The 20945-nt window shown below is 66.2% G+C and carries 20 protein-coding genes; 6 read left to right on the top strand and 14 right to left on the bottom strand.

Annotation, left to right across the window (positions count from 1 at the left end; translation table 11 throughout):
* Positions 1-16 precede the first annotated feature (16 nt).
* The 6 genes from ACFRAH_RS20810 to ACFRAH_RS20785 form a co-directional block, all read right to left on the bottom strand.
* On the bottom strand, positions 17-1108 hold the full coding sequence (locus ACFRAH_RS20810) for a proline racemase family protein (RefSeq protein WP_377992811.1): 1092 nt from the start codon (positions 1106-1108) through the stop codon (positions 17-19).
* Complete coding sequence (locus ACFRAH_RS20805) at positions 1105-2019, bottom strand: dihydrodipicolinate synthase family protein (protein ID WP_377992810.1); 915 nt, start codon at positions 2017-2019, stop codon at positions 1105-1107. The genes ACFRAH_RS20810 and ACFRAH_RS20805 overlap by 4 nt, the downstream gene beginning before the upstream one ends.
* Positions 2020-2087: 68 nt before the next feature.
* Positions 2088-3353, bottom strand: a complete 1266-nt coding sequence (locus ACFRAH_RS20800; protein WP_377992809.1) for an NAD(P)/FAD-dependent oxidoreductase — start codon at positions 3351-3353, stop codon at positions 2088-2090.
* 39 nt (positions 3354-3392) lie between these two features.
* Positions 3393-4274: an amino acid ABC transporter ATP-binding protein gene (locus tag ACFRAH_RS20795; protein WP_377992808.1), complete on the bottom strand. Its 882-nt coding sequence runs from the start codon at positions 4272-4274 to the stop codon at positions 3393-3395.
* Positions 4271-5038: an amino acid ABC transporter permease gene (locus ACFRAH_RS20790; RefSeq protein ID WP_377992807.1), complete on the bottom strand. Its 768-nt coding sequence runs from the start codon at positions 5036-5038 to the stop codon at positions 4271-4273. Before ACFRAH_RS20790 ends, ACFRAH_RS20795 begins: the two co-directional genes overlap by 4 nt.
* A 49-nt stretch (positions 5039-5087) precedes the next feature.
* Entirely contained in the window at positions 5088-5936 is an 849-nt protein-coding gene (locus tag ACFRAH_RS20785) for a substrate-binding periplasmic protein (RefSeq protein ID WP_377992806.1), read from the bottom strand.
* A 444-nt stretch (positions 5937-6380) separates the two neighbouring features.
* On the opposite strand from ACFRAH_RS20785, the gene ACFRAH_RS20780 reads away from it, so the two are divergent.
* Positions 6381-7865, top strand: coding sequence for a DUF222 domain-containing protein (locus ACFRAH_RS20780; protein WP_377992805.1), 1485 nt, complete (start codon positions 6381-6383; stop codon positions 7863-7865).
* Between the two features lie 38 nt (positions 7866-7903).
* Here the strand turns inward: ACFRAH_RS20780 and ACFRAH_RS20775 are convergent, their stop codons facing one another.
* Together ACFRAH_RS20775 and ACFRAH_RS20770 are read right to left on the bottom strand one after the other, a co-directional pair.
* Positions 7904-8497, bottom strand: coding sequence for a short chain dehydrogenase (locus tag ACFRAH_RS20775; RefSeq protein WP_377992804.1), 594 nt, complete (start codon positions 8495-8497; stop codon positions 7904-7906).
* A gap of 31 nt (positions 8498-8528) precedes the next feature.
* Positions 8529-9188 (bottom strand): GntR family transcriptional regulator, encoded by a 660-nt coding sequence (locus ACFRAH_RS20770; protein WP_377992825.1) that lies wholly within the window; start codon positions 9186-9188, stop codon positions 8529-8531.
* Positions 9189-9654: 466 nt separating this feature from the next.
* Here ACFRAH_RS20770 and ACFRAH_RS20765 point away from each other — a divergent pair, with 466 nt between their 5' ends.
* Positions 9655-11175, top strand: coding sequence for a CoA-acylating methylmalonate-semialdehyde dehydrogenase (locus ACFRAH_RS20765; protein WP_377992803.1), 1521 nt, complete (start codon positions 9655-9657; stop codon positions 11173-11175).
* Positions 11176-11280: 105 nt separating this feature from the next.
* Here the strand turns inward: ACFRAH_RS20765 and ACFRAH_RS20760 are convergent, their stop codons facing one another.
* Positions 11281-12834 (bottom strand): PucR family transcriptional regulator, encoded by a 1554-nt coding sequence (locus tag ACFRAH_RS20760; protein WP_377992802.1) that lies wholly within the window; start codon positions 12832-12834, stop codon positions 11281-11283.
* A 128-nt stretch (positions 12835-12962) separates the two neighbouring features.
* Between ACFRAH_RS20760 and ACFRAH_RS20755 the strand changes: the two genes are divergently transcribed.
* A complete protein-coding gene (locus tag ACFRAH_RS20755; protein ID WP_377992801.1) occupies positions 12963-14339 on the top strand; it encodes an aspartate aminotransferase family protein in 1377 nt (458 codons plus the stop codon).
* 56 nt (positions 14340-14395) lie between these two features.
* On the opposite strand, the gene ACFRAH_RS20750 is transcribed toward ACFRAH_RS20755, so the two are convergent.
* The 4 genes from ACFRAH_RS20750 to ACFRAH_RS20735 form a co-directional block, all read right to left on the bottom strand.
* Positions 14396-14890 (bottom strand): MarR family winged helix-turn-helix transcriptional regulator, encoded by a 495-nt coding sequence (locus tag ACFRAH_RS20750; RefSeq protein WP_377992800.1) that lies wholly within the window; start codon positions 14888-14890, stop codon positions 14396-14398.
* Between the two features lie 29 nt (positions 14891-14919).
* Positions 14920-16008, bottom strand: a complete 1089-nt coding sequence (locus ACFRAH_RS20745; protein ID WP_377992799.1) for a calcium:proton antiporter — start codon at positions 16006-16008, stop codon at positions 14920-14922.
* Positions 16009-16054: 46 nt separating this feature from the next.
* On the bottom strand, positions 16055-16357 hold the full coding sequence (locus tag ACFRAH_RS20740; protein WP_003802821.1) for a DUF4193 domain-containing protein: 303 nt from the start codon (positions 16355-16357) through the stop codon (positions 16055-16057).
* A 109-nt stretch (positions 16358-16466) separates the two neighbouring features.
* Entirely contained in the window at positions 16467-16676 is a 210-nt protein-coding gene (locus ACFRAH_RS20735) for a hypothetical protein (RefSeq protein WP_377992798.1), read from the bottom strand.
* 276 nt (positions 16677-16952) lie between these two features.
* Between ACFRAH_RS20735 and ACFRAH_RS20730 the strand changes: the two genes are divergently transcribed.
* Positions 16953-17720: a lytic transglycosylase domain-containing protein gene (locus ACFRAH_RS20730; protein WP_377992797.1), complete on the top strand. Its 768-nt coding sequence runs from the start codon at positions 16953-16955 to the stop codon at positions 17718-17720.
* A 46-nt stretch (positions 17721-17766) separates the two neighbouring features.
* Here the strand turns inward: ACFRAH_RS20730 and ACFRAH_RS20725 are convergent, their stop codons facing one another.
* Positions 17767-19056, bottom strand: coding sequence for an ammonium transporter (locus ACFRAH_RS20725; protein ID WP_377992796.1), 1290 nt, complete (start codon positions 19054-19056; stop codon positions 17767-17769).
* A 282-nt stretch (positions 19057-19338) separates the two neighbouring features.
* On the opposite strand from ACFRAH_RS20725, the gene ACFRAH_RS20720 reads away from it, so the two are divergent.
* Together ACFRAH_RS20720 and ACFRAH_RS20715 are read left to right on the top strand one after the other, a co-directional pair.
* Complete coding sequence (locus ACFRAH_RS20720; RefSeq protein WP_377992795.1) at positions 19339-20247, top strand: glutamine amidotransferase; 909 nt, start codon at positions 19339-19341, stop codon at positions 20245-20247.
* Positions 20235-20945 (top strand): protein glxC, encoded by a 711-nt coding sequence (locus tag ACFRAH_RS20715; RefSeq protein WP_377992794.1) that lies wholly within the window; start codon positions 20235-20237, stop codon positions 20943-20945. Before ACFRAH_RS20720 ends, ACFRAH_RS20715 begins: the two co-directional genes overlap by 13 nt.

Below are 20945 nucleotides of genomic sequence, written 5' to 3'. Positions count from 1 at the left end.
GGAAGAATGGGGTGTTTTATGAACCGGGCGCCCAGATGTCGCCGACGGTGTATCCGGATTGGAAGGGGTCAGTGGGGTCCAGGATCCACTGGCTGTGCCCGGTGACCCAGCCCCGCCCCGTGACGGTGGGAAGGACCGCGTCCCGGCCGCCGACCGTCGTCGTGCCTGTCAGCCGACCGATGAATTCGCTGCCGATGATGCTGTGGTGCAGGAAGTCTTCCCCGATCCCGAGTTGGCCGCGGACGTGGAGTGCTGCCATGCGGGCGGAGGTGCCGGTGCCGCAGGGGGAGCGGTCCAGCGCCCCGGTCCAGGTGGAGGGGTCGGACGGGACGAGCTTGCCGTTGGATAGGACCACGGTGTTGCGGTCCTGCCGGCCCGGGACGCGGTCGCCGGTGTGGAGCATGATCAGGTTGACCCCGTTAATGGCCGGGTTCTCCGGGTGGGTGACCTGGATCTGCTCCAGCGCGGCCATCTTGATCAGCGCCCCGGCGCGGGCGAGTTCCTTGCCGTTGTCCGGGTGCAGTTCCAGTCCGACGTCGGCGACCCGCGCCTGGGCGAAGAACTGGCCGCCGAAGACGACGTCGACGGGCACGGTGCCGAGTTCGGGGACCTGGAGCGGGTAGTCGAGTTCGACGACGAACGCCGGGACGTTCACCACGGTCACGGAGAGGACCTTGCCCTCGTGCACCTTGGCCACGGCCTGGACGGTCCCGACCGCGGTGTCGATCGTGACGACCGTTTCGGGGCCGCGGACGGGGACGATGCCGGCCTCGAGCACCGCGGTGACGGCGCAGATGGTGTTGGACCCTGACATCGGGGTGAAGCCGCCCTGTTCGAGGACGACGATGCCAAAGTCAGAGCCTTCGTTTACGGCCGGCAGGATGATCACCGAGCACAGGCCCGGGTAGCCGCGCGGCTCATGGAGCATGAGCCGGCGCAGCCAGTCCAGGTTCTCCTTGCAGTACTGCAGCCGCTCCACCATCGTCTCGCCCTCCACGAGCCCGGCGGCGTTGGTCAGGATCCGCCCCGGTTCGCCCTCAGCGTGCACCTCGATGGCGTCCAGGGCGAGCCGGCCGGCAGGACGGGCGGTGGTGGAGCGGGTGCTCATGCTGCTACTGCCGGGAGGACGCCGGCGTTCTGCAGGATGGCGGCGAAACGTTCGCGCTCCTCCGCCGGGAGGGGCAGGATGGGCAGGCGGGCGGGGCCGACCGGTTCGCCGATGAGTTCCAGGCCTGCCTTGATGCCGGCGACGTAGTTGACGGACTCGAGGAAGTCGCTGATGGCCCACAGGTGCTTCCACAGTTCGCGGGCGCGGTCCAGGTCCTTCTGTTCGGCGAGGGCTTCCCAGAATTCGACGGCGAGTTCGGGGACGACGCCGGCGGTGCCCCAGACGGAGGCTTCGGCGCCGGAGGCGATGCCGAAGAACGTCAGGGTGTCCCAGCCGTTGAAGGCCTTGATGCTCCCGGTGTGATTGGCCAGCAGTTCCGCCAGGGCAATGGCGTCGTCGGAGGTGTTCTTGATGTAGTCCACTCCCTCGATCTGTCCGAGTTCGGCGAGTTCGGCGGCGGTGAGCCTGACCCCGGTGACACCGGGGATGTTGTAGTACATGACGGGGATGGAGATGGAACCGGCGACGGCGGACAGGAACGCCTGCAGGGCGGTGAAGTCCAGCGGGTCGTAGAACGGCGGAACCAGCATGATGGCGTCGGCGCCGACGGTTTCGGCGTGCCGGGCCAGGTCGATGGCGGCCTGCGTGGTCATCGCGCCGATGCCGGCGACCACGGGGATCCGACCGTCGGCGCCCTTGACGTAAAGCTCGATCACGCGGCGGTACTCGTCAGTGGACAGGGAAGTGAACTCGCCGGTGGAGCCGGTGGGGACCAGCCCGTGGATGCCGGCGGCAACCAGCCGTTCCACCTGCTGCAGCAGCGTGGCTTCGTCGACGGCGGACCCGTCCTCGGTGAACGGGGTGGTGACGGCTGCGAGGATGCCGCGGAGGTCCTTCTTGGTGCGTGACATGTGGTTAAGGTCCTTTCGTTGTTAAAGCTGTTTTGGCCGCGTGGTTGCGGGGGAAGCGGGGTGTGGCGTTAGAGGGCCGGAGCCGGCTGCCGGCGTTGGATGCCGCTGAAGCGGTCGGCCCTGAAGGGCTGGAGGGTGGGTGCCATGCGGCCGTGCACGATCAGGTCCGTGAGCACGGCAGCGGTGCCTGGTGCGAGGGTGACGCCCATCATTCCGTGGCCCGTGGAAACGTAGGTGTTTTGCAGGTGTCCGAGGTGACCGATAACCGGAAGTCCGTCGGGTGTCATTGGCCGCATGCCTGCCATCGGCGTCGGCTTGGTGGCTGGCGGCTCCCAGTTGCGGAAGTATTTCGCGGGAGCACGGAGGATCGCGTCGACCCGGACCTGGTTGATCTTCTCGTCCAGTCCGCCGAACTCCATCGTGCCGGCGAGGCGAAGGCGTTCGTTGAACGGGGTCACCGCGACCTTCGCGTCCCAAAGGTTGACCGCGCTGCGCAGGCCCAGTGCGGGAACCTCAACGCTGTAGCCCTTCCCCGGACGCACGGGCAGCGCAACCCCGAACTGCTTCGACAGGTTCCCGCTCCAGGCGCCGGCAGCAAGCACGAAGTTGTCAGCGGTGTAGCGGTTTCCGCCGCTGTGCACTGCGGTGACCCGGTCGCCGTTGCGATCAACCTCATCGATCGGCGAATTCTCAACGATCCGCACGCCCATCGCCACCAGTCGGCGGTGCAGCGCCGTGGCCATCGCTCCAGGATCGACGTGCCGCTCCTGGGGGAAATAAATGCCGCCAAGGACGTCGTCGGTGAGCAGCGGTTCCTGCTCATGCACTGCGTCCCGGCCAAGCACCTTCGGCTCGCGTCCGTACTGCGACGCCAGGTCCAGGTTGTCGATGTGGTGGTCGAAGTTGTCCTGCTCCATGAACGCCATGAGCAGCCCGTCAGTGTGCATCTCGAAGTCCATGCCGTCAGCGCGGTACTCATCAAAAATCTGGAGGGTGTCGGCGGCAAGGCGGAGATGACCCTCGAATCCTGCGCGCTGGTCACGGGCGTTGGACTTGCGCCACATGCCGAGCATGAACCGTATGAAGGACGGATCAAGGGAGGGACGGATGTAGAGCGGGCTGTCCGGGCGGAGCATCCACTTCATGGATTTGAGGACGACGCCGGGTCCCGGCACGGGTGCCGATTCCGCCGGACAGATCCAGCCTGCGTTGACCTTCGAAGCACCCAGGCCCGTGGCCCGCGCATCAATGACGGTCACTTCCTCGCCCTCCCGGGCGAGGTGGTAAGCCTGCGTCAGGCCGATAACGCCGCCGCCAACTACAACGGTGTGCACAGTGTTTCCTTTCTTGGTCCACTTTTTAACCCAGCCGGGCTAGAAACGGACGGCATCCACGAACTTCTTAAGGTCTTCGTTGTCGCATTTGTCGAACGCGGCTTCCGGGGTGGCGTTGACCGCTATTTCGCCGTTGTGGAAGAACACCACGCGGTCAGCGGCCTTGGAGGCGAAAGCCATGTCATGGGTCACGAGGGCCACCGCGATGCCGTCCTCCTCCTTCAGCCGGCGGAGCACATCCAGGACCTCGGCCGCGACGGGCGGGTCAAGGGCGGACGTGATCTCGTCGCAGAGCAGGAGCTTGGGCTTCATCATCAGGGCCCGGGCGATGGCGACGCGCTGCCGCTCACCGCCGGAGAGCTGGGTGGGCTTGCTGAGGATGTGGTGTTCCATGCCCACTTCGGCCAGCGCGGCCTCGGCCCGGTCCCGGGACTCGGAGGCGCCGGCGCCGCGGACCTTGCGTGGTGCCAGGACCAGGTTGTCCAGCACGTTCATGTGCGGCCACAGCGTGTAGGTCTGGAAGACCATTCCGACTTCCGAGCGGACGCTGTCCCATTCCTTGGTGCGCTGCTGTCCGGCGAACACGGTCTGGCCGTCGACGACGATCTGGCCTTCATCGGGGTCGGTGAGTCCGGCAAGTGCGCGCAGCAGGGTGGACTTGCCGGAGCCGCTCTTGCCGATGATGACGGTGATGTCGCCCTTGTTCATCTGGAAGTCCACGTTCCGGAGGATCTTCCGTTCGCCGAAGCTCTTCTGGAGGCCGCGGGCCTCCACCAGGGCCTGTCCGCTGCCGGCGCGGCCCGCGATCTGCTCCAGAGTTGTCACCGGGGTGCCCTTCTGTCCGTTTCCATCATTGTCCTTCTGCTGGCGGCTGGAAAGCTGCGTGCCGGCTGCCGGCTGGCTCAGTGCGGCGTGGCTCATGCCGGCACCGCCGCCTGCGAGTCGGTGCGGGGGTCTGTCGTCCGGGAACCCGGCATCATGCGGGATACCAGCTTCTTCTTCGCTGGCGGGGCGCCCATGCCGGAGCTGTTCTGCATCCGGCGTTCCAGCGTGCTCGTTGCCAGGGACACGGGGAAGGCGATCGCGAAGTAGACGAGGGCAGCCAGGGTGAAGACCTCAAGGGACCGGTACGTCTGCGAGGAGATGGTGTTCGAGATGAACATCAGGTCCGCGACGGCGATGGTGGAGACGAGCGCGGTGTCCTTGAACAGCGAGATGTTCAGGGACAGGATCACCGGCAGCTGCTGGCGCAGGGCCTGCGGCACGATGATGTAGCGAAGCTGCTGGAAGCGGCTGAGCTGGAGCATGCGCCCTGCCTCAACCTGCTCCACGGGCACCGACTGGAATCCGCTGCGGTAGGCCTCGGCCATGAAGGCGGTGAGGTTGGCCGTCAGTGCGATGACTGCCGAGACCTCGCCGGGAAGGGTGACCCCGGTCAGCGCCGGCATGGCGTAGAAGATCCAGAACAGCTGGACCAGCAGCGGCGTGCAGCGGAAGACCTCGATATAGGCCTGGGCGGCCCAGCGGACGACCTCGATCTTGGACATGCGGCCCACGGCCACGGGGACGGCGAGGACCATGCTGATGGCAATGGTGATGAGTGTGATCTGGACGGTGATTCCCAGGCCCTGCATCATTGCAGGCAATGCCCGGGCAACCACGTCCCAGTCGAAGTTGTAGTTCATGATGTCTTGGCTCCTTACCCGGCGACTTGCCCGGTGACTTCCTGCGAGGTCACTTCTTCTTCAGGTCGCCGAGGTTATCCACCTCGAAGTAGTTGACCTTGGCGTAGGCCTGGGCGAGCTTGCCGCTCTTCTGTGCGCGCTCGATGGCGATGTTGACGATCTGCATCGAGCGGGCGTCGACGCCGGCTGGTACACCGTATGCGGCGGTGCCCGAGTAGATCTCCGGATCCGGGACGACGATCTTCAGCGTCTTGTCTGCCTGGGCTTGGGATTCAGCGGTGGGAAGGTCGGTGAATTCCGCGACCGCCCGGCCGGCCTGGATGGCGGAGATGGCGTTCGAGTACGAATCCATGGGCATGATCTTGGACGTCAGGCCCTTCAGCGTGGCTTCCGGGGCTGCGCCCTGGGCGGTTGCGATCTGGCCGCCGCTTTGGACGATCTGGTCGGAGGTGGTGTGCGGCGAGTTGGCCTTCACCACGAACACGCCGGGGTACTCGTAGACGGGGTTAGTGAAGGAGATCGCCAGTGACCGCTCCACGGTGTAGTCCAGGTTTGCTGCGAAGTCGTAGCGGTTGGCCTGCAGGCCGGCCACGATGTTCTTCCACTCTGCCGCAACCGGCACCAGCTTCACGCCGAGCTGCTTGGCCAGTTCCTCCAGCGGAATGAGGTTGGGGCCGCCGAGGGTGCCGTCGGGCTGCTGGACGGTCATGGGCGGAGCGATGGCAACGCCTACGCGGAGTTCGCCACGCTTCTTGATTTCCTCGATGAACGTGCCCTGCGCCGAGCCGGTGGAAGCCGAAGCACTGTTGCCACGGAATCCGCTGCCAAAGAAGCCGGCGGCTGCGGACAGTACGGCGATGGCGAGGACAGCAAGGACGATCTTGCTTGTTTTGGTCATTGTTTAAACCCTCTTTACGGGAAATGGGTTTCCGGGCTGTCAGCGCCATCAGGGGGCCGTCCGCAGCTCGAAGGAAATTTGTGTCCGGCGGCGCTGGCGCAGCCGGTTGGGGGTGGGGGCGGACTAAACACGAGTGCCGCCGTCGTGGTTTGGTTGTTTTATTGTCAAACAATCTGCGTGCTGGTTCAACAGTAGCGTTGTGACCCCGGCCACGTCCAGTACTTTTTTCGCGGGGCGTGGGCTGGGAGGAAATATTGCCGAAATCGGGGCGCCGCGAGTTCGCGGGCCGGTGCCCCGCGGGTGGTGAGATTGCGGGGGGATTGTAAATTTCCCGTTACCGTCCGGCTGGGAGCCGTGGGTGACGTTAAATGTCAGACCCTCCCCCTAGTCTGGGAGCGTCCGGTGGGGAGTGGCCGGCACTGATTTCCGGGAAGGAGGAGAGGCATGGAGGTTCAGGCGTTCGCCGGCGATGACGATGTGTGGGTTCCGGCTGTCGACTTCACGGACCGCGAGGGTTCGCCGCTGGCTGGCACCGTGAGCTTGCCCCTCGCTTCTTTCCTCACTGCCGACGATGCGCTAGGCGTGGTGGAATCGACGGACAGGCTCATCGCCTGGGCAACAGCACAGAAACTGAGGGCCCTGGCCAGGGTCGAAGAAGCGATCCACGAGGAATCCCCCCGGCGGCAGGAGAACCAGCCGGTGCGGTTCGGCGGGGACGAGACCCACGCGCTGGCTGTCTCCGAGGTGTCCACCGCCTGCGCCCTCACGGAAGGCACTGCCGCGCGCTCCCTGAATGATGCCGCGGAGCTGGCGACGTCCCAGTGGGAGGTTCTCGAAGCGGTAGAGACCGGGGAGATCTCCGAGGCGCACGCCCGGATTATTCTCGACCAGGCCCGCTCCCTCCCTGTCGAGCAGGCCGGCAAATTCGCCACGGTGGCCCTGCAGCGCACGCGGACGCGCACGGGCCGACGCCGCACTCCTTCCGAATTCCGCGCATGCGTGCGGCGGCTGCGCGAGCACCTTCACCCCGAAAGCATCACCGCCCGCAAAGAGTCTGCCCAGCGTGAGCGCGGCGTCTGGTTCTCGGCTGAGCCGGACGGCATGTGCACGCTCTCTGCGTTCCTCACAGCGGAAGTCGGGATGGCCATTTTCAATGGGCTCGACCGCGATGCCCGGCAGGCCAGTGCGCGGGCTGCGGCACTCGGAGAACCTCCTGCTTCGGATTCCCACGCCGGTTCCGATTCCCGCACGCTGTCGGAGTTCCGGGCTGATGCACTGGCCTACCGGCTTTTTTATGGGCCTGACGGGTTTTTGGGTGGTTCTGGCCAGCTGGTTGATGGATCCGGTGAGCCGGAAACAGGAGCATTTCGTGCCGAGGTTGTGTTGACCATTCCCGTCGGATCAATCCTTGGCAGCAACGTCGTTGCCGGCGGCGACGTTCCCGGCGCCGAATCCGCCGAATTCGAAACAGCGGAACTCGAAGGATATGGTCCCATCGACGCCGCAACGGCCCGGCGCCTCGCGGCTCTTGCGCCCACCTGGCGTCGGCTCTTCATGGACTGCACCACGGGCCAGGCTCTGGGCGTGGGGCGCACGGCCTACCGTCCTCCGAAGGCGCTGCGCCGCTACCTGCATTGCCGTGACGGGACCTGCCGGTTCCCCGGGTGCACGCGCCGAGCCTTCGTCTGCGAACCTGATCACACGATCGAGTGGCAGGACGGTGGCACTACCGACGCCAGCAATCTGGCAATGCTCTGCCGAAAGCACCACGCGCTGAAGTCCATCGGCGCCTGGAGCTACAGGCAGTCGTCACCAGCCGGCGACCTTGAGTGGCGTTCACCCCTCGGCCGGAATTACACCACTGAGGCAGCGGACGTCGGCAGGGTGACGCTCTGTCCGTCCAGGGCGCCAGAACCTCCGCCGTTCTAAGGCGGGGGCTCTGGGGACGCCCGTTTGGTTGGCGTGCCTCAGTCCAGCGCGAAGACCTGACCGGTCTGAATGCCTTCGACCGACTTCACGTAGGCGCGGCCAACCTCGTCGGCGGGCACCTGGGAGAATCCCGGGAAGAACTCGTGATAGCCGGAAGCCTCGGCCAGGACCGTGGGGCTGACGGCGTTGATCCGGATGCCCCGGGGCAACTCGGCGGCGGCGGCCATCACGAACGATTCGAGGGCGCCGTTGGCCAGCGATGCTGCGGCGCCGGTCAGGATTGGCTCGCGGGCCAGGACGCCGCTGGTCAGCGTGAAGGAGCCGCCGTCGGAAATGAACTCGGCGCCGAGCTGCACCAGGTTGACCTGGCCCAGGACCTTGTCCTCAAAGCCGGACCTGAAGTCCTTGTCGGTAAGCTCGGCCAGCGGCTTGAACGGAACCGAGCCCGTGCAGGAGATGACCGCATCCACAGTGCCTACCTGGTCGAACATGCGCCGGACCGATTCTGGTTCGGCGAGGTCCACGCTGATATCGCTCGAGCGGGAGGCTTCGATGACCTCGTGCCGTCCCTTGAGTGCTGCGACCGCTGCGGAGCCAAGCAGCCCAGTCGCGCCGACGATGAGAATCTTCATGGGCAGTTACTCCTTCGACGTGTTCTGTGGGCTACTTGTTCTGTGCGTCCAGCAGGGTGATGAGTTCCTTCGCGCTGTCGACCGTGTGTTCCGTGAAGGCCTTCCGGATGACCTCAAGGTCCTTGGTCCGGATGGCCTTAACCAGCTTCTCGTGCACGCGGTGGGCGCGGACCGGGTCTGCGCGGGTGGCCTGGTCCTGGGCCAGAATGATGGTGACGTGGGCTTCGGTGACTGGCCAAAGGCGCAGCAGCAGCGCGTTCTCGGATGCCGCCCAGAGCTTACGGTGGAAGGCCACGTGGCTCTCATGCCGCACAACCGGGTCCGGATCCATTTCCACGCGGCTGTACTCGGCCCAGCTTTCCTCAACCATCCGCATCCGGCGCCCGGTTTCGTCCTCGATGATCGCGGTGACAGCGAGCATGTCGAGGGCCATGCGGGTGTGGGCCAGGTCCATGATGGCGGCCGTATCAAGGGAGGCTACTCGGAGTCCGCGGTACGGCTCCTGCACAAGGAGGCCTTCCTGTGCCATCTGGTTTAGCGCCTCGCGGACCGTGGGCCTGCTGACGCTGAGCCATTCTGACAGCTGCACTTCCGTCAGTTTTTCACCAGGCTTGATGGTGCCCAGCACCACCGCCCGGCGGATTTCGTTGACCACCCCGTCCCGGCGGGAGACAGAGGCCACGGGCGACATTCTCACAGGCAGGGATATCGGCTCGGGTGACAGGTGCGTTTCCGCCATGCGCTTCCCCAATTGCTAGGTTCCGGTCTGCCTCAGATTTGCAGATTGTCAGACAAGCCTAGCGGTTTCGCGCACGCGCGTAAATGGGTGGCCGGGGTTTTCGCTGGTGCCCGCCCCGGCTGGATCGTCGGTCGGCCGTTCATTGCCGGCAGCCACAGCGCGAGGCGTGCCGCCGACCGCCGCCATGACGCTGCCCTGTCCCACGAACCTCGGAGCCTGGGCGGTGGGATCGGCCTGCAGCGGGGACCACCAGCCGGTCCGGGGGCAGTGTTGAGCCCCGCCCTCGGGCGTGTACATATGTCGATCCAGTGATAACGGGCTTGACAAATGTAGGGCGCTGGCCGGTGCGCCGCGGGACTACGGTGGCTGGCAAGCCGCTACGGCGCTCCTGCCCACAACCCCGAAAGCGAGAAGAAGCGTGTCCGAAAACAGCGTGTCCGAAAACCAGGAACTTCCCGTTCTGTCCCACTGGATCGGGGGAGAGGAAGCACTCTCGTCCGGTGACCGCACCGCGCCGGTCTTCGACCCCGCCAAGGGCATTGAGACCAGGCGGGTTGCGCTGGCCAATGCCGCAGACATCGAGGCTGCCGTGTCCTCCGCGCAGAAGGCGTTCCCGGCCTGGCGCGATCTGTCCATCACCAAGCGCCAGCAGATCATCTTCCGGTTCCGCGAGCTGCTCAACGAGCGCAAGGGCGAACTGGCCCAGATCATCACCGCGGAGCACGGCAAGGTGCTCTCGGACGCGCTGGGCGAAATAACCCGCGGCCAGGAGGTGGTGGAACTGGCCACAGGCTTCCCGCACCTGATTAAGGGCGAGCACTCCGAGAACGTCTCCAGCGGCGTGGACGTTTACTCCACCAAGTCACCGCTGGGTGTCGTGGGCATCATCAGCCCGTTCAACTTCCCGGCCATGGTGCCGCTGTGGTTCCTGCCGATCGCCATCGCCGCGGGCAACGCCGTGGTCCTCAAGCCCAGCGAAAAGGACCCTTCGGCGGCCAACTGGCTCGCCGCGCTGTTCAGCGAAGCGGGGCTGCCGGACGGTGTCTTCAACGTCCTGCACGGCGACAAGGAAGCCGTCGACGGCCTGCTGGAGCACCCCGACGTGAAAGCCATCTCCTTCGTCGGCTCCACCCCGATCGCCCAGTACATCTACGAGACCGCCGCCCGCAACGGCAAGCGCGTCCAGGCCCTCGGCGGCGCCAAGAACCACATGCTGGTCCTGCCCGACGCCGACCTCGACCTGACCGCCGACGCCGCGATCAACGCCGGCTTCGGTTCCGCCGGCGAACGCTGCATGGCCATCAGCGTCGTGGTCGCCGTCGAGCCCGTCGCCGACGAACTGATCGAAAAGATCACCTCCCGCATGGCCACGCTGCGGATCGGCGACGGCCGCCGCAACTGCGACATGGGCCCGCTGGTCACCCGGCAGCACCGCGACAAGGTGGCCTCCTACATCGACGTCGCCATCGAGGACGGCGCCAAGGTGGTGGTGGACGGCCGCGGCATCAACGTCGACGGCGACGAGAACGGCTACTGGCTCGGCCCCACCCTGATCGACGACGTCCCGGTCACCTCGCGGGTCTACACGGAAGAGATCTTCGGCCCGGTGCTCGCCGTGGTCCGCGTCCGCAGCTACGAAGAGGGCCTGGACCTGATCAACTCCGGCGCCTTCGGCAACGGCACAGCGATCTTCACCAACGACGGCGGCGCGGCCCGCCGCTTCCAGAACGAGGTCGAGGTGGGCATGGTGGGCATCAACGTACCCATCCCAGTGCCCGTGGCGTACTACTCCTTCGGCGGCTTCAAGGACTCCATCTTCGGCAGCTCCAAGGCCTACGGCCTGCAGGGCTTCCAGTTCTACACCCGCGAGAAGGCCATCACCTCCCGCTGGCTCGACCCCAGCCACGGCGGCATCAACCTCGGCTTCCCGCAGAACTAGCAGGGCGTAGGGGAAAATCCCGCAAGATCTGAGAGGGCGTTGGGAAAAGGGTGCTGCCCCTCCCAACGCTCTCTCAGTTAAGGCCGGGTTTCACCCAACGTTCTCTCACTTCCCGCGGTTTCCAGCCTGACGCTCCTCCAGGAACTGCACCGCGGCGAACAGCTCCAGCCGGTCGCGCATACCGTCAAGGTTCAGGCCAAGAATCCGGCCGGCGGCGTCCACGCGGTTCCGCAAGGTGTGGCGGTGGACGCCAAGGCGCCGGGCGGTCTTGTCCCACACGCAGTCGTTCGCGAGCCATTCCCGCACCGTGGCCAGCAGCTCCGTCTGTTCCGCCGCATCGTGCGCGATGAGCGGCTGCAGCAGTCCCCGGGCCACAGGCCCGGCCTTTTCCTCGCGCAGCAAACCCAGCATCCCGCCGTCGGACAATTCGGAAAACTCGACGGCGGCCCTCCCCAGCTCTGTAGCGCGCCGCTGCGCGCGGCTGGCTTCCTCAAGGGCGCCCCGCAGCGCCTCCATGGCGGTCTCGGAGGAGACGCCGCAGGCGCCGTGCCGTTGCAGTAATTCCAAGACCTTGTCCTGGTGCTGCCGTCCCGCCAGAACCACCAAGAGGTCACCGCGGAGAGCGTAGAATACGGCGCCCCGGTAGTCATCGGCCAGCAGTTCGAGTGCCTCGAGCAGGTTCGGCGCCGGATTCTCCTGCCGTGAGGCGGTCACGAACAACGGATCCCGCGGCAGCTGGCCCCACACCTGCCGCGCCGTTCTAACCGCGACGTCGGTGCTGCCCGCCAGCAGCTGCTCGAAGACGCCCGCGCGCAGGTGCCGCCGGGCGGTATCGAGGGTGCGGGCCTGCTCGAGTGCCAGGCTGGCCAGGCCGATCACGCTGTTGACAATGTCCGTCCTGGCCGGGTCCAGCGGTTCGATGGCACCCAGAACCAGTGCGCCGCGAAGGCTGCCCTTCCGGCCAAGGGTTTGCAGCGTCACCGACTGGCCCGCGATCTCCAGGTGCGAGGCGGAACGCGTCCCCAGGTCCAGGGCATTGCGGACCTTCGCCGTGACGTCGCCGGCGATATCGGAAGGAACGGGACGGTTCCTGGGCATCCGGACGTAGTTGCCGGCAGCGTCGTATAGGGCCACCCAGCTGTGCAGCTGGCGCTCCAGCTCACCGAGGATGGAGGTCAGCCCGTCGGGTCGGAGGGCTGCGCGGGAGATGGCGCGCTGTGCCTGCAGCGACCATTCCGCCCGGGCGTGCTCTTCCTTGGCCAGGTAATCAGCCACCATACGGATGATCGCGATGAACGGCGTCCTGTCCGGGACTTCCAGTAACGGCAGCCCCTGCTTCCGGCAGGCGTCCTCCAGCGCGGGCGGCAGCGTTCCGTGGATCACCTGCGTGGCGAAGCCGAGGCCTGCGATGCCGTGCTCCACCAAGCGTTCAACGTATTCGTCGTACATGGCCTTCGCATCCCGCGGAACGTCCACCGGGAACTGGGTGCCGTCGGTGAGCAGCAGCTGGCCCGCGTCGAGGAACGGCGTGGGGTCCTCCAGGTCGGAACTGTGGACCCAGCTGATGGGTTCGTCGAGCTGAGCGGACCCGGCGTCGGGCACGACGAGGCGGAGCTTCAGCGCGCGGCTGCGGAGAAGGACGTTCAGGCTTGGCGGCATGCCGGACCCCTAGGGATGTGAAAATGTCGAACGGAATGGAGCTGATTGTACAAAGGTATATGGGGGCGCGGCCGCCGGGAACCGGATGATGAAGGAACTCCCCGATCCTTCCACCGAGAGGAACCGTCATGGTCGCCAGCCAGGCAATCCTGGACTCCGCAGTCACCAACGCCGAAGTCTCCGGCGCAGCCGCCAGCAACGGCACCATAAGCAATGCCGACGTCGTCGCCCTGGACCGGGCGAACGTCTTCCACTCGTGGTCGGCGCAGAAGTCCCTCAACCCGATGGCCATCGCCGGCGGATCCGGCAGCACCGTCTGGGACCACGACGGCAATACGTACCTGGACTTCTCCAGCCAGTTGGTCAACACCAACATCGGCCACCAGCACGCCAAGGTCATCGCGGCCATCGCGCAGCAGGCAGCCAGCCTGGCCACCGTGGCCCCGGCGCACGCCAACCACGTCCGGGCGACCGCGGCGGCCAAGATCCTGTCCCACGCACCTGCCAACATGGAGAAGGTCTTCTTCACCAACGGCGGAGCCGACGCTAACGAGAACGCCATCCGGATGGCCCGGCTGCACACGGGCCGCGACAAGGTCATCTCCCGCTACCGCTCCTACCACGGCAACACCGGCTCGGCGATCGTGGCCACCGGGGACTGGCGCCGCATTCCCAACGAATACGCCCGCGGCCACGTCCACGTCTTTGGTCCGTACCTCTACCGCTCCGAGTTCTGGGCGGAGACGCCGGAACAGGAAACCGAGCGCGCCCTGCACCACCTGCGCCGCGTCATCCAGGCCGAAGGGCCTCAGTCCGTCGCCGCAGTGCTGCTCGAAACCGTCCCCGGCACCGCCGGCATCCTCGTCCCGACGCCCGGCTACCTCGAAGGCGTCCGGGCGCTGTGCGACGAGTACGGCATCGTGATGATCCTGGACGAGGTCATGGCCGGCTTCGGACGCACCGGCGACTGGTTCGCGCTCGACGCCTTCAACGTCACCCCGGACCTGATCACCTTCGCCAAGGGCGTGAACTCCGGCTACGTCCCGGTGGGCGGGGTCATCATCTCCGGAGACATCGCCGCCACCTTCGACGAGCGGGTCTTCCCCGGCGGCCTCACCTACTCCGGCCACCCCCTGGCAGCAGCCTCCGTCGTCGCCTCCATCGAGGCCTTCGAGGAAGAGGACATCGTGGGCAACGCCGCCCGGATCGGCCGCGACCACCTCGAACCCGGCCTGCGCGCGCTCGCCGAGAAGCACAACGTGATCGGCGATGTCCGCGGCCGTGGCGTGTTCTGGGCCCTCGAACTCGTCCAGGACCGGACTTCCCGGGTGCCGGTTTCAGCCGACTACCTGAGCCGTCTCAAAGCCGAGCTCCTGCGCCTTGGCCTGCTGCCCTTCATCGCGGACAACCGCATCCACGTCGTTCCGCCCGCTGTCGTAACACCCGAGGAAGTGGCCACGGCACTGGCCATCTACGACCAGGCGCTCACCGCCGTCGGCCTCTAACGCCCATTATCTGTACAAAACCCAGGGCAGGGGGAAGTACGACGCCGGAGGAAGGGTCAGGCAGTGGCTTCGTCAGCCTCGCCGTGGTCAGCCTGGAGGGTGTGATCGATCTGGGCGGCTTCGATGAGCTGCGTCATGGCAACGTGGATGTCCTCCGCCTGGGCGCGGGTGAGGCCGAGCTTGGCCAGCATGGTGCCTGGCACTCCCATCGCCTTGTCCCGGAGCGCAGCGCCATCGGGGGTCAGGCCGACCGCGAGGGACCGTTCATCCCCGGGAACGCGGCGGCGGGTGACGTAGCCCAGGGCTTCGAGCCGCTTGAGCAGCGGTGACAGGGTGGCCGGGACGAGGAGGAGGGCGTCGCTGATTTCCTTGACGGAACGGGGGCTCTTTTCCCACAGCGCGAGCATCACCAGGTACTGCGGGTGCGTGAGGTTCAGCTCCTGCAGCACGGGCCGGTAGGCACTGATGACGGTGCGCGAGGCGACAGCGAGAGCGAAGCAGAGCTGCCGCTCGAGCAGGAGGTCTTCGTCGCTCCCTGAAGGGGAAGTCATGAAGCCATGATATCGAAGTACAAAATCAACTACGGGAACATGGCCAGGAAGAGGAACGCGGCGAACAGCACCAGGTGGATGGCCCCCTGCAGGCGCGTGGCCCGGCCGGGCACCACCGTGAGCGTTCCCACGATGACGGTCAGCAGGAACAGGACTATCTGAGTGCCGCCGAGGCCCAGCGTCAGCGGTCCCTCCAGCCAAATGCTGGCCACTGCGATGGCGGGAATCGTCAGGCCGATGCTGGCAATCGCCGAGCCGTAAGCCAGGTTGAGGCTGATCTGGATCCTGTTCCGTGACGCTGCCCGAGTGGCGGCCAGCCCCTCCGGCAGCAGGACCAGGAGCGCGATGACCACGCCCACGAAGGACTCCGGAATCCCGGCTCGGGTGACGCCCGCTTCGATGACAGGGGATACGGTTTTGGCCAGTCCGACGACGGCGACCAGCGCCGCACACAGCAGCGCCAGGCTTATGTAGGTGGCCCGGTTGGTGGGGGTGGGGCCGTGCAGATCGTCCTCGCCGTCGCCGGGTGACAGCACGGGAAGGAAAAAGTGGCGGTGGCGGACGGTCTGGGTCAGCACGAACACGCCATAAAGGGACAGCGAGGCCACGGCGGCGAAGCCCAGCTGCAGGGGAGAAAACTCAGGTCCGGGCCGTGATGACGTGAAGGTGGGCAGGACCAGTGTCAGGGTAGCCAGGGTTGTGACCACGGCCAGGGCGGCGCCTGCCCCCTCCGGGTTGAACCGCGGAATGCCGTACCTGCGGGCACCTACCAGCAGGGCGATCCCCACGATGCCGTTGGCGGTGATCATGACCGCGGCAAAGACGGTATCCCGTGCCAGGGAGTGGCTTCCCTCGCCGCCGGACGCGATCAGCGTGACGATCAGGGCCACCTCGATGACCGTCACCGCTACCGCCAGCACTAGCGACCCGAAGGGCTCGCCGACACGTTGGGCCACCACTTCCGCGTGGTGCACCGCCGCCAGGACGGCGCCCACCAGAACCACAGCAATGACGGTGGCCAGTGCAGGCCCGGGCGAGACTCCCCAGGTCACGGCCAGCACGATCAGGCCGACGACAGGAACGACGGCGGTCCAGGACGATCGGAGCCGGGCCAGCACAGCGCTATCTTCTCAGTGCTGGCCCTGTAGTGCCAGACCTTCGGTACTAGCCTTCGCACTCCGAGCAGTACTTCTTGCCGTCCTTTTCACGTGCGAGCTGGCTGCGGTGATGGACCAGGAAGCAGGACATGCAGGTGAACTCGTCCTCCTGCACCGGAACAACCTGGATCAGCAGCTCTTCGTGCGACAGGTCGGCACCGGGAAGGTCGATGCCTTCTGCGGTGTCGGCTTCCTCCACGTCAAGCAGGGCAGTCTGGGACCCGCCCTGCCGGGACTGGATGGCCTCCAGGGATTCGTTGGCCGGCTGGTCCTCTTGGGCCACGCGAGGGGCGTCGTAGTCAGTTGCCATGGTTTTAACTCCTTCGGCTGAGCGCCGGACGGCGCCCGTTCGCAGGACTCAACGAGTGGGCACCGCCAGGTATTCCCGGTAACCGGGGACGGGTCAGGGTCCCCAAAGTTTAGAGGATGATTTCGCGGGTCATGCCGAATGGAACCTGATCGGAAAGCGTGGCGGTGTAGCTCCCGGGCCGATGGCGCGTGACGATGATCCCGTGCGTTCCGGCGAGCATGGCAGCTTCCTGGAGGCACTTGACGGCGGCATCGAGCCTTTCGTCGAGGACCTTGCGGCTGTCTACCTGGATGTCGATCGTTTGGGTGGTGCTGGGCATGGGTGTCCTTTGGGCATTGAAAAATTGGGCTCTATCAGAAATTGGTGGCCGCGCGGAATGGCGGCAGGGCGTTCCGGGATCACTGCATACGCAGCTGCGCCGGGCGCCAATATGTTCGGCCGGTAGGCCGCTGGTGCACCGCCCCCACGGGGCTCTGATGAAGCCGGTCCACGCATACTGTCTCGCGTGCATCTTGTTCGGTGCCTGCATAAAAGTAGAACGGCGAGACAGGCACTTTGTCAACGTATTGGGGCCGCCGCCGGGTTAGGCTGTTCCGTGCTTCGTCTGAAACGCCTTGCGGTGCTCGGCCTTTTCGCGTTCTGCGCCATCACCGGGCTTGCCTTCTGGCTCCTCGGCATGGCCAACGCGGGCGTACCCGGTGCGGGGGCTCGGACAGGCCAGCCGGCGCCGCCGCAAGCAGCGGGTAAGTTCGTGCCGCTGGCAGGTGGCAGCAGGCATGCCGTGAACATCACCAGGACCGTCGATCCCGGCTGGCTGGCGCGGACAGCCGCGCAGACGGGAATTCCACCGCGGGCCCTCCGGGCCTACGTTGCCGCGGCCGGCATGGCGGACACTGCGGCGCCGGCCTGCAGAATCGGCTGGAACACGGTGGCCGCCGTCGGGTTTGTTGAATCAGTTCACGGCGCCCTTGGCGGCGGCCGGCTGACGGCGTCGGGGGAGGTGACCGGCCCGATCGTGGGCCCCGGCCTCAACGGCGACGGCTTTGCCGCCATTGCCGACACCGACGGCGGTGCGCTCGACGGCGATCCCCACTGGGACAGGGCCGTCGGGCCGATGCAGTTCATCCCGTCCACGTGGGTGCTGGCAGGGCAGGACGCGAACGGGGACGGGGTGGCTGATCCGGACAACATCGACGACGCCGCCCTCAGCGCGGCCGGCTACCTGTGTGCCGGGGGCCGGGACCTCACCACCGCCCAGGGGTGGAGCGACGCCATCTGGTCCTACAACCAGTCGGAGGCCTATCTTGGCCAGGTTGCGGAGAAGGCCGTTGAATACGCGGAGCAGGCCGGGCCCACCAAGTAGGCCCGGCCTGTCAACGCAGGTGCTGTTCTGTTCAGACGCGTTTTGTTCAGACCCGGTGCGGGGAGCCCAGTTCCACGGGCTCCTCATCCATCAGGTATGCGGATTCGGAGTGTGCCGCGATGTCGATGCCGCGGAGTTCGGCGGCCTCGTCGATGCGGAGGCCCACCGTGATGTTGAGGACCTTGGCGATGACCCAGGTGACGGCAAAGGAGTAGGCAAGCGTGGCCGCGGTTGCGACCGTCTGGATGCCGAGCAGGCCAAACCCACCGCCGTAGAAGAGCCCGTTGACCTTGTTCGGCGCGGCGTCCGTGGCGAAGAACCCGATCAGCAGGGTTCCAATGATGCCGCCGATGAGGTGCACGCCGACGACGTCGAGTGAGTCGTCGAAGCCGAGGCGGAACTTCAGCTCGATGGCCAGGGAGCAGACGGCCCCGGCGATCGCTCCGATGGCCAGTGCGCCGAGGGGGCTCACGGCGCCACACGCCGGGGTGATGGCCACGAGGGCCGAAATCAGTCCGGACGCCGCACCCATGCTGCTGGCACTGCCGAGCCGGAGGCGTTCTACGAGCGCCCAGCCGAGCAGTCCGGCGGCGCCGGCTACGGCCGTGTTCAGGAAGACTACCGACGCCGAGTGCCCGGCCGTGAGGGCGGAACCGGCATTGAAGCCGAACCAGCCGGCCCACAGCAGTCCTGCCCCGACCAGCACCAGCGGGCGGCTGTGGGGCCGGACGTGCTCGCTCTTGGGCCAGCCCGCGCTGCGTCCCAGGACCAGTGCGAGGGCGAGGGCGGCGATTCCTGCGTTCATGTGCACGGCTGTTCCGCCGGCGAAGTCGACCGCCTTGAGGTTGTTGACGATCCAGCCGCCGGTCACGGAACCGTCCGCGGAGCTGAAGGCGAAAACCCAGTGGGCCACCGGGAAGTAGACCAGGGTGGCCCACAGGGCGGCGAAGGTCATCCAGGCGCCGAACTTCATCCGGCCGGCTGCGGCACCCGCGATGATTGCTGTGGTGATCCCGGCGAAGAACAGCTGGAAGGCGGCGAACAGGGCCGGCGGTATCGCGGCGTCCGGGTCCTCGGCCAGCAACTGGCCCATACCCAGGTACTCGGTGGCGTCGCCGATGAGCCCGGCCCCGCCGAGGGAATTGCCGAAGACCATCGAGTAGCCGAACACCGCCCAGAGTACAGCGACAAGGCTGACGCCGCCGAAGCACATCATCATCATGTTCAGGATCCGGCGGGAACCCACCATGCCCCCGTAAAACAGGGCAAGCGCCGGGATCATCATGCAGACCAGGGCGCTCGCGGCGAGAATCCAGGCAACATCTCCAGAATTCATGGAAACTCCAATCGGGAACGGAAAGAGGCGTGTCCTGCCCGGCTCTTTATGGACAGGACGCGGGGTTAGTGGCGTGAAACCATGATTCACCACAGTGAACTTCCCTGGGTTTCCTCCGGGTTAATTTGCCGTTGCAATCTGCACCGAACACGGACTTTCAGATTTAACAAACAGGGCGCTCTTTTGTAACATCGGCTTGGCTACTGTGATTCAACAGCGTTTCACAGCAGGTAACACCGGCCGCCGGCCAGCCAACCACACCCCTCCAGCAAAGGACCTGACATGTGCGGAATTGCGGCGCTCCAGCTGCGCAATCCCCTGCTGCACCCCCGGATGGGCAGCCTCCTGTCCTCGATGATGTGCCAGATCGTGGACCGCGGCCCGGACTCTGCCGGCTTCGCCGTCTACGACACCCCGGGCCTGGCTTCCGGCAACACCTCTACGCTCAGCCTGCTGGGCAAGGACCAGGGCCTGCCGGCAGCCGGGATCGCCGCGGCGCTGGAAAACCTGCTGCCCGCCTCCGCCGGAACAAAAGTGAAAGTGGTGGGCGATACGACGTTCGTCACTTCCGCCGTCGACACCGGGCTGCTCGCCAAGGCCGTGCGCGAAACCCTTCCGGACTCCACCATCATCGGCCGCGGTGAGCACGTGGCCGTCATGAAAAGCGTCGGCCATCCGATGGAGATCGCTGCAGGGCACGGACTGGAGGCCATGTCCGGCAGCCAGGGCCTCTCCCACACCCGCATGGCGACCGAATCGGCTGTGACCGCGGGCGGATCCCATCCCTTCTCTGTCGCCGACGACCTCTGCCTGGTCCACAACGGCTCGTTCTCCAACCACGCCACCATCCGCCGGGACCTGCTGCGCGAAGGCGTGGAGTTCGACTCGGACAACGACACCGAAGTTGGTGCGCGCTACATCGCCTCCCGGCTGAAGCAGGGCGACACCCTGGAAGAGGCCCTGACCAACCTCGGCAAGGTCTTCGACGGCTTCTACACGCTGGTCGTCACCACGGCGGACAGCATGGCAGTGGTCCGCGACCCGATCGCCTGCAAGCCGGCCATCATCGCCGAAACCGACGACTACGTGGCCATGGCCTCCGAATACCGCGCCTTGGCATCCCTGCCCGGCATCGAAACCGCCCGCATCTTTGAACCGGAGCCCGGAAAGGTCTACACATGGTCGCTCTGACAGCACCCGAGACAACAGCAACCACAACCACAACTGACCTCGCCGTCAGCCCGGTCCGTGACTTCAACCGGGCCCTGCACGGGGCATTCGACGGGCAGTCTTGGACCGTCGAGAACCCGGGCGGAAAGCACAGCCTCGCCGTCGGTATCGACGCCGAGGTGTCCGTCACCATTAACGGCCATGCCGGCTACTACGCTGCCGGGATGCACCAAAAAGGCACGGTGACCATCAACGGCAATGCCGGCGTCGGACTCGCCGAGAACATCATGTCCGGGAAGGTCCATGTAAAGGGTGACGCCTCCCAGTCGGCCGCGGCCACCGGCCACGGCGGACTCGTGGTGATCGACGGCAACGCCGGAGCCCGCTGCGGGATCTCCATGAAGGGCGTGGACATCGTGGTGGGCGGCAACATCGGCCACATGTCGGCCTTCATGGCCCAGGCCGGCCGGCTCGTGGTGTGCGGCGACGCGGGGGACGCCCTGGGTGACTCCATCTACGAGGCCCGCATCTACGTGAAGGGAACCGTTGCCTCCCTCGGCGCGGACTGCATCGAGAAGCCGATGAAGGCCGAACACCTGGAGGAGCTCGCCGGGCTGCTCGCCGCCGCCGGCCGTGCTGACAACCCGGCCGACTTCAGGCGCTACGGCTCGGCCCGGAACCTCTACCACTTCAGCGTCCGCAACTCGACGTCTTACTAA

Source organism: Arthrobacter sp. NPDC056727 (genome assembly GCF_042790555.1).
Classification (GTDB): Bacteria; Actinomycetota; Actinomycetes; order Actinomycetales; family Micrococcaceae; genus Arthrobacter.
Note: the sequence above shows the minus strand (reverse complement) of the source record. Positions and strands in the feature narration are given on the sequence as shown.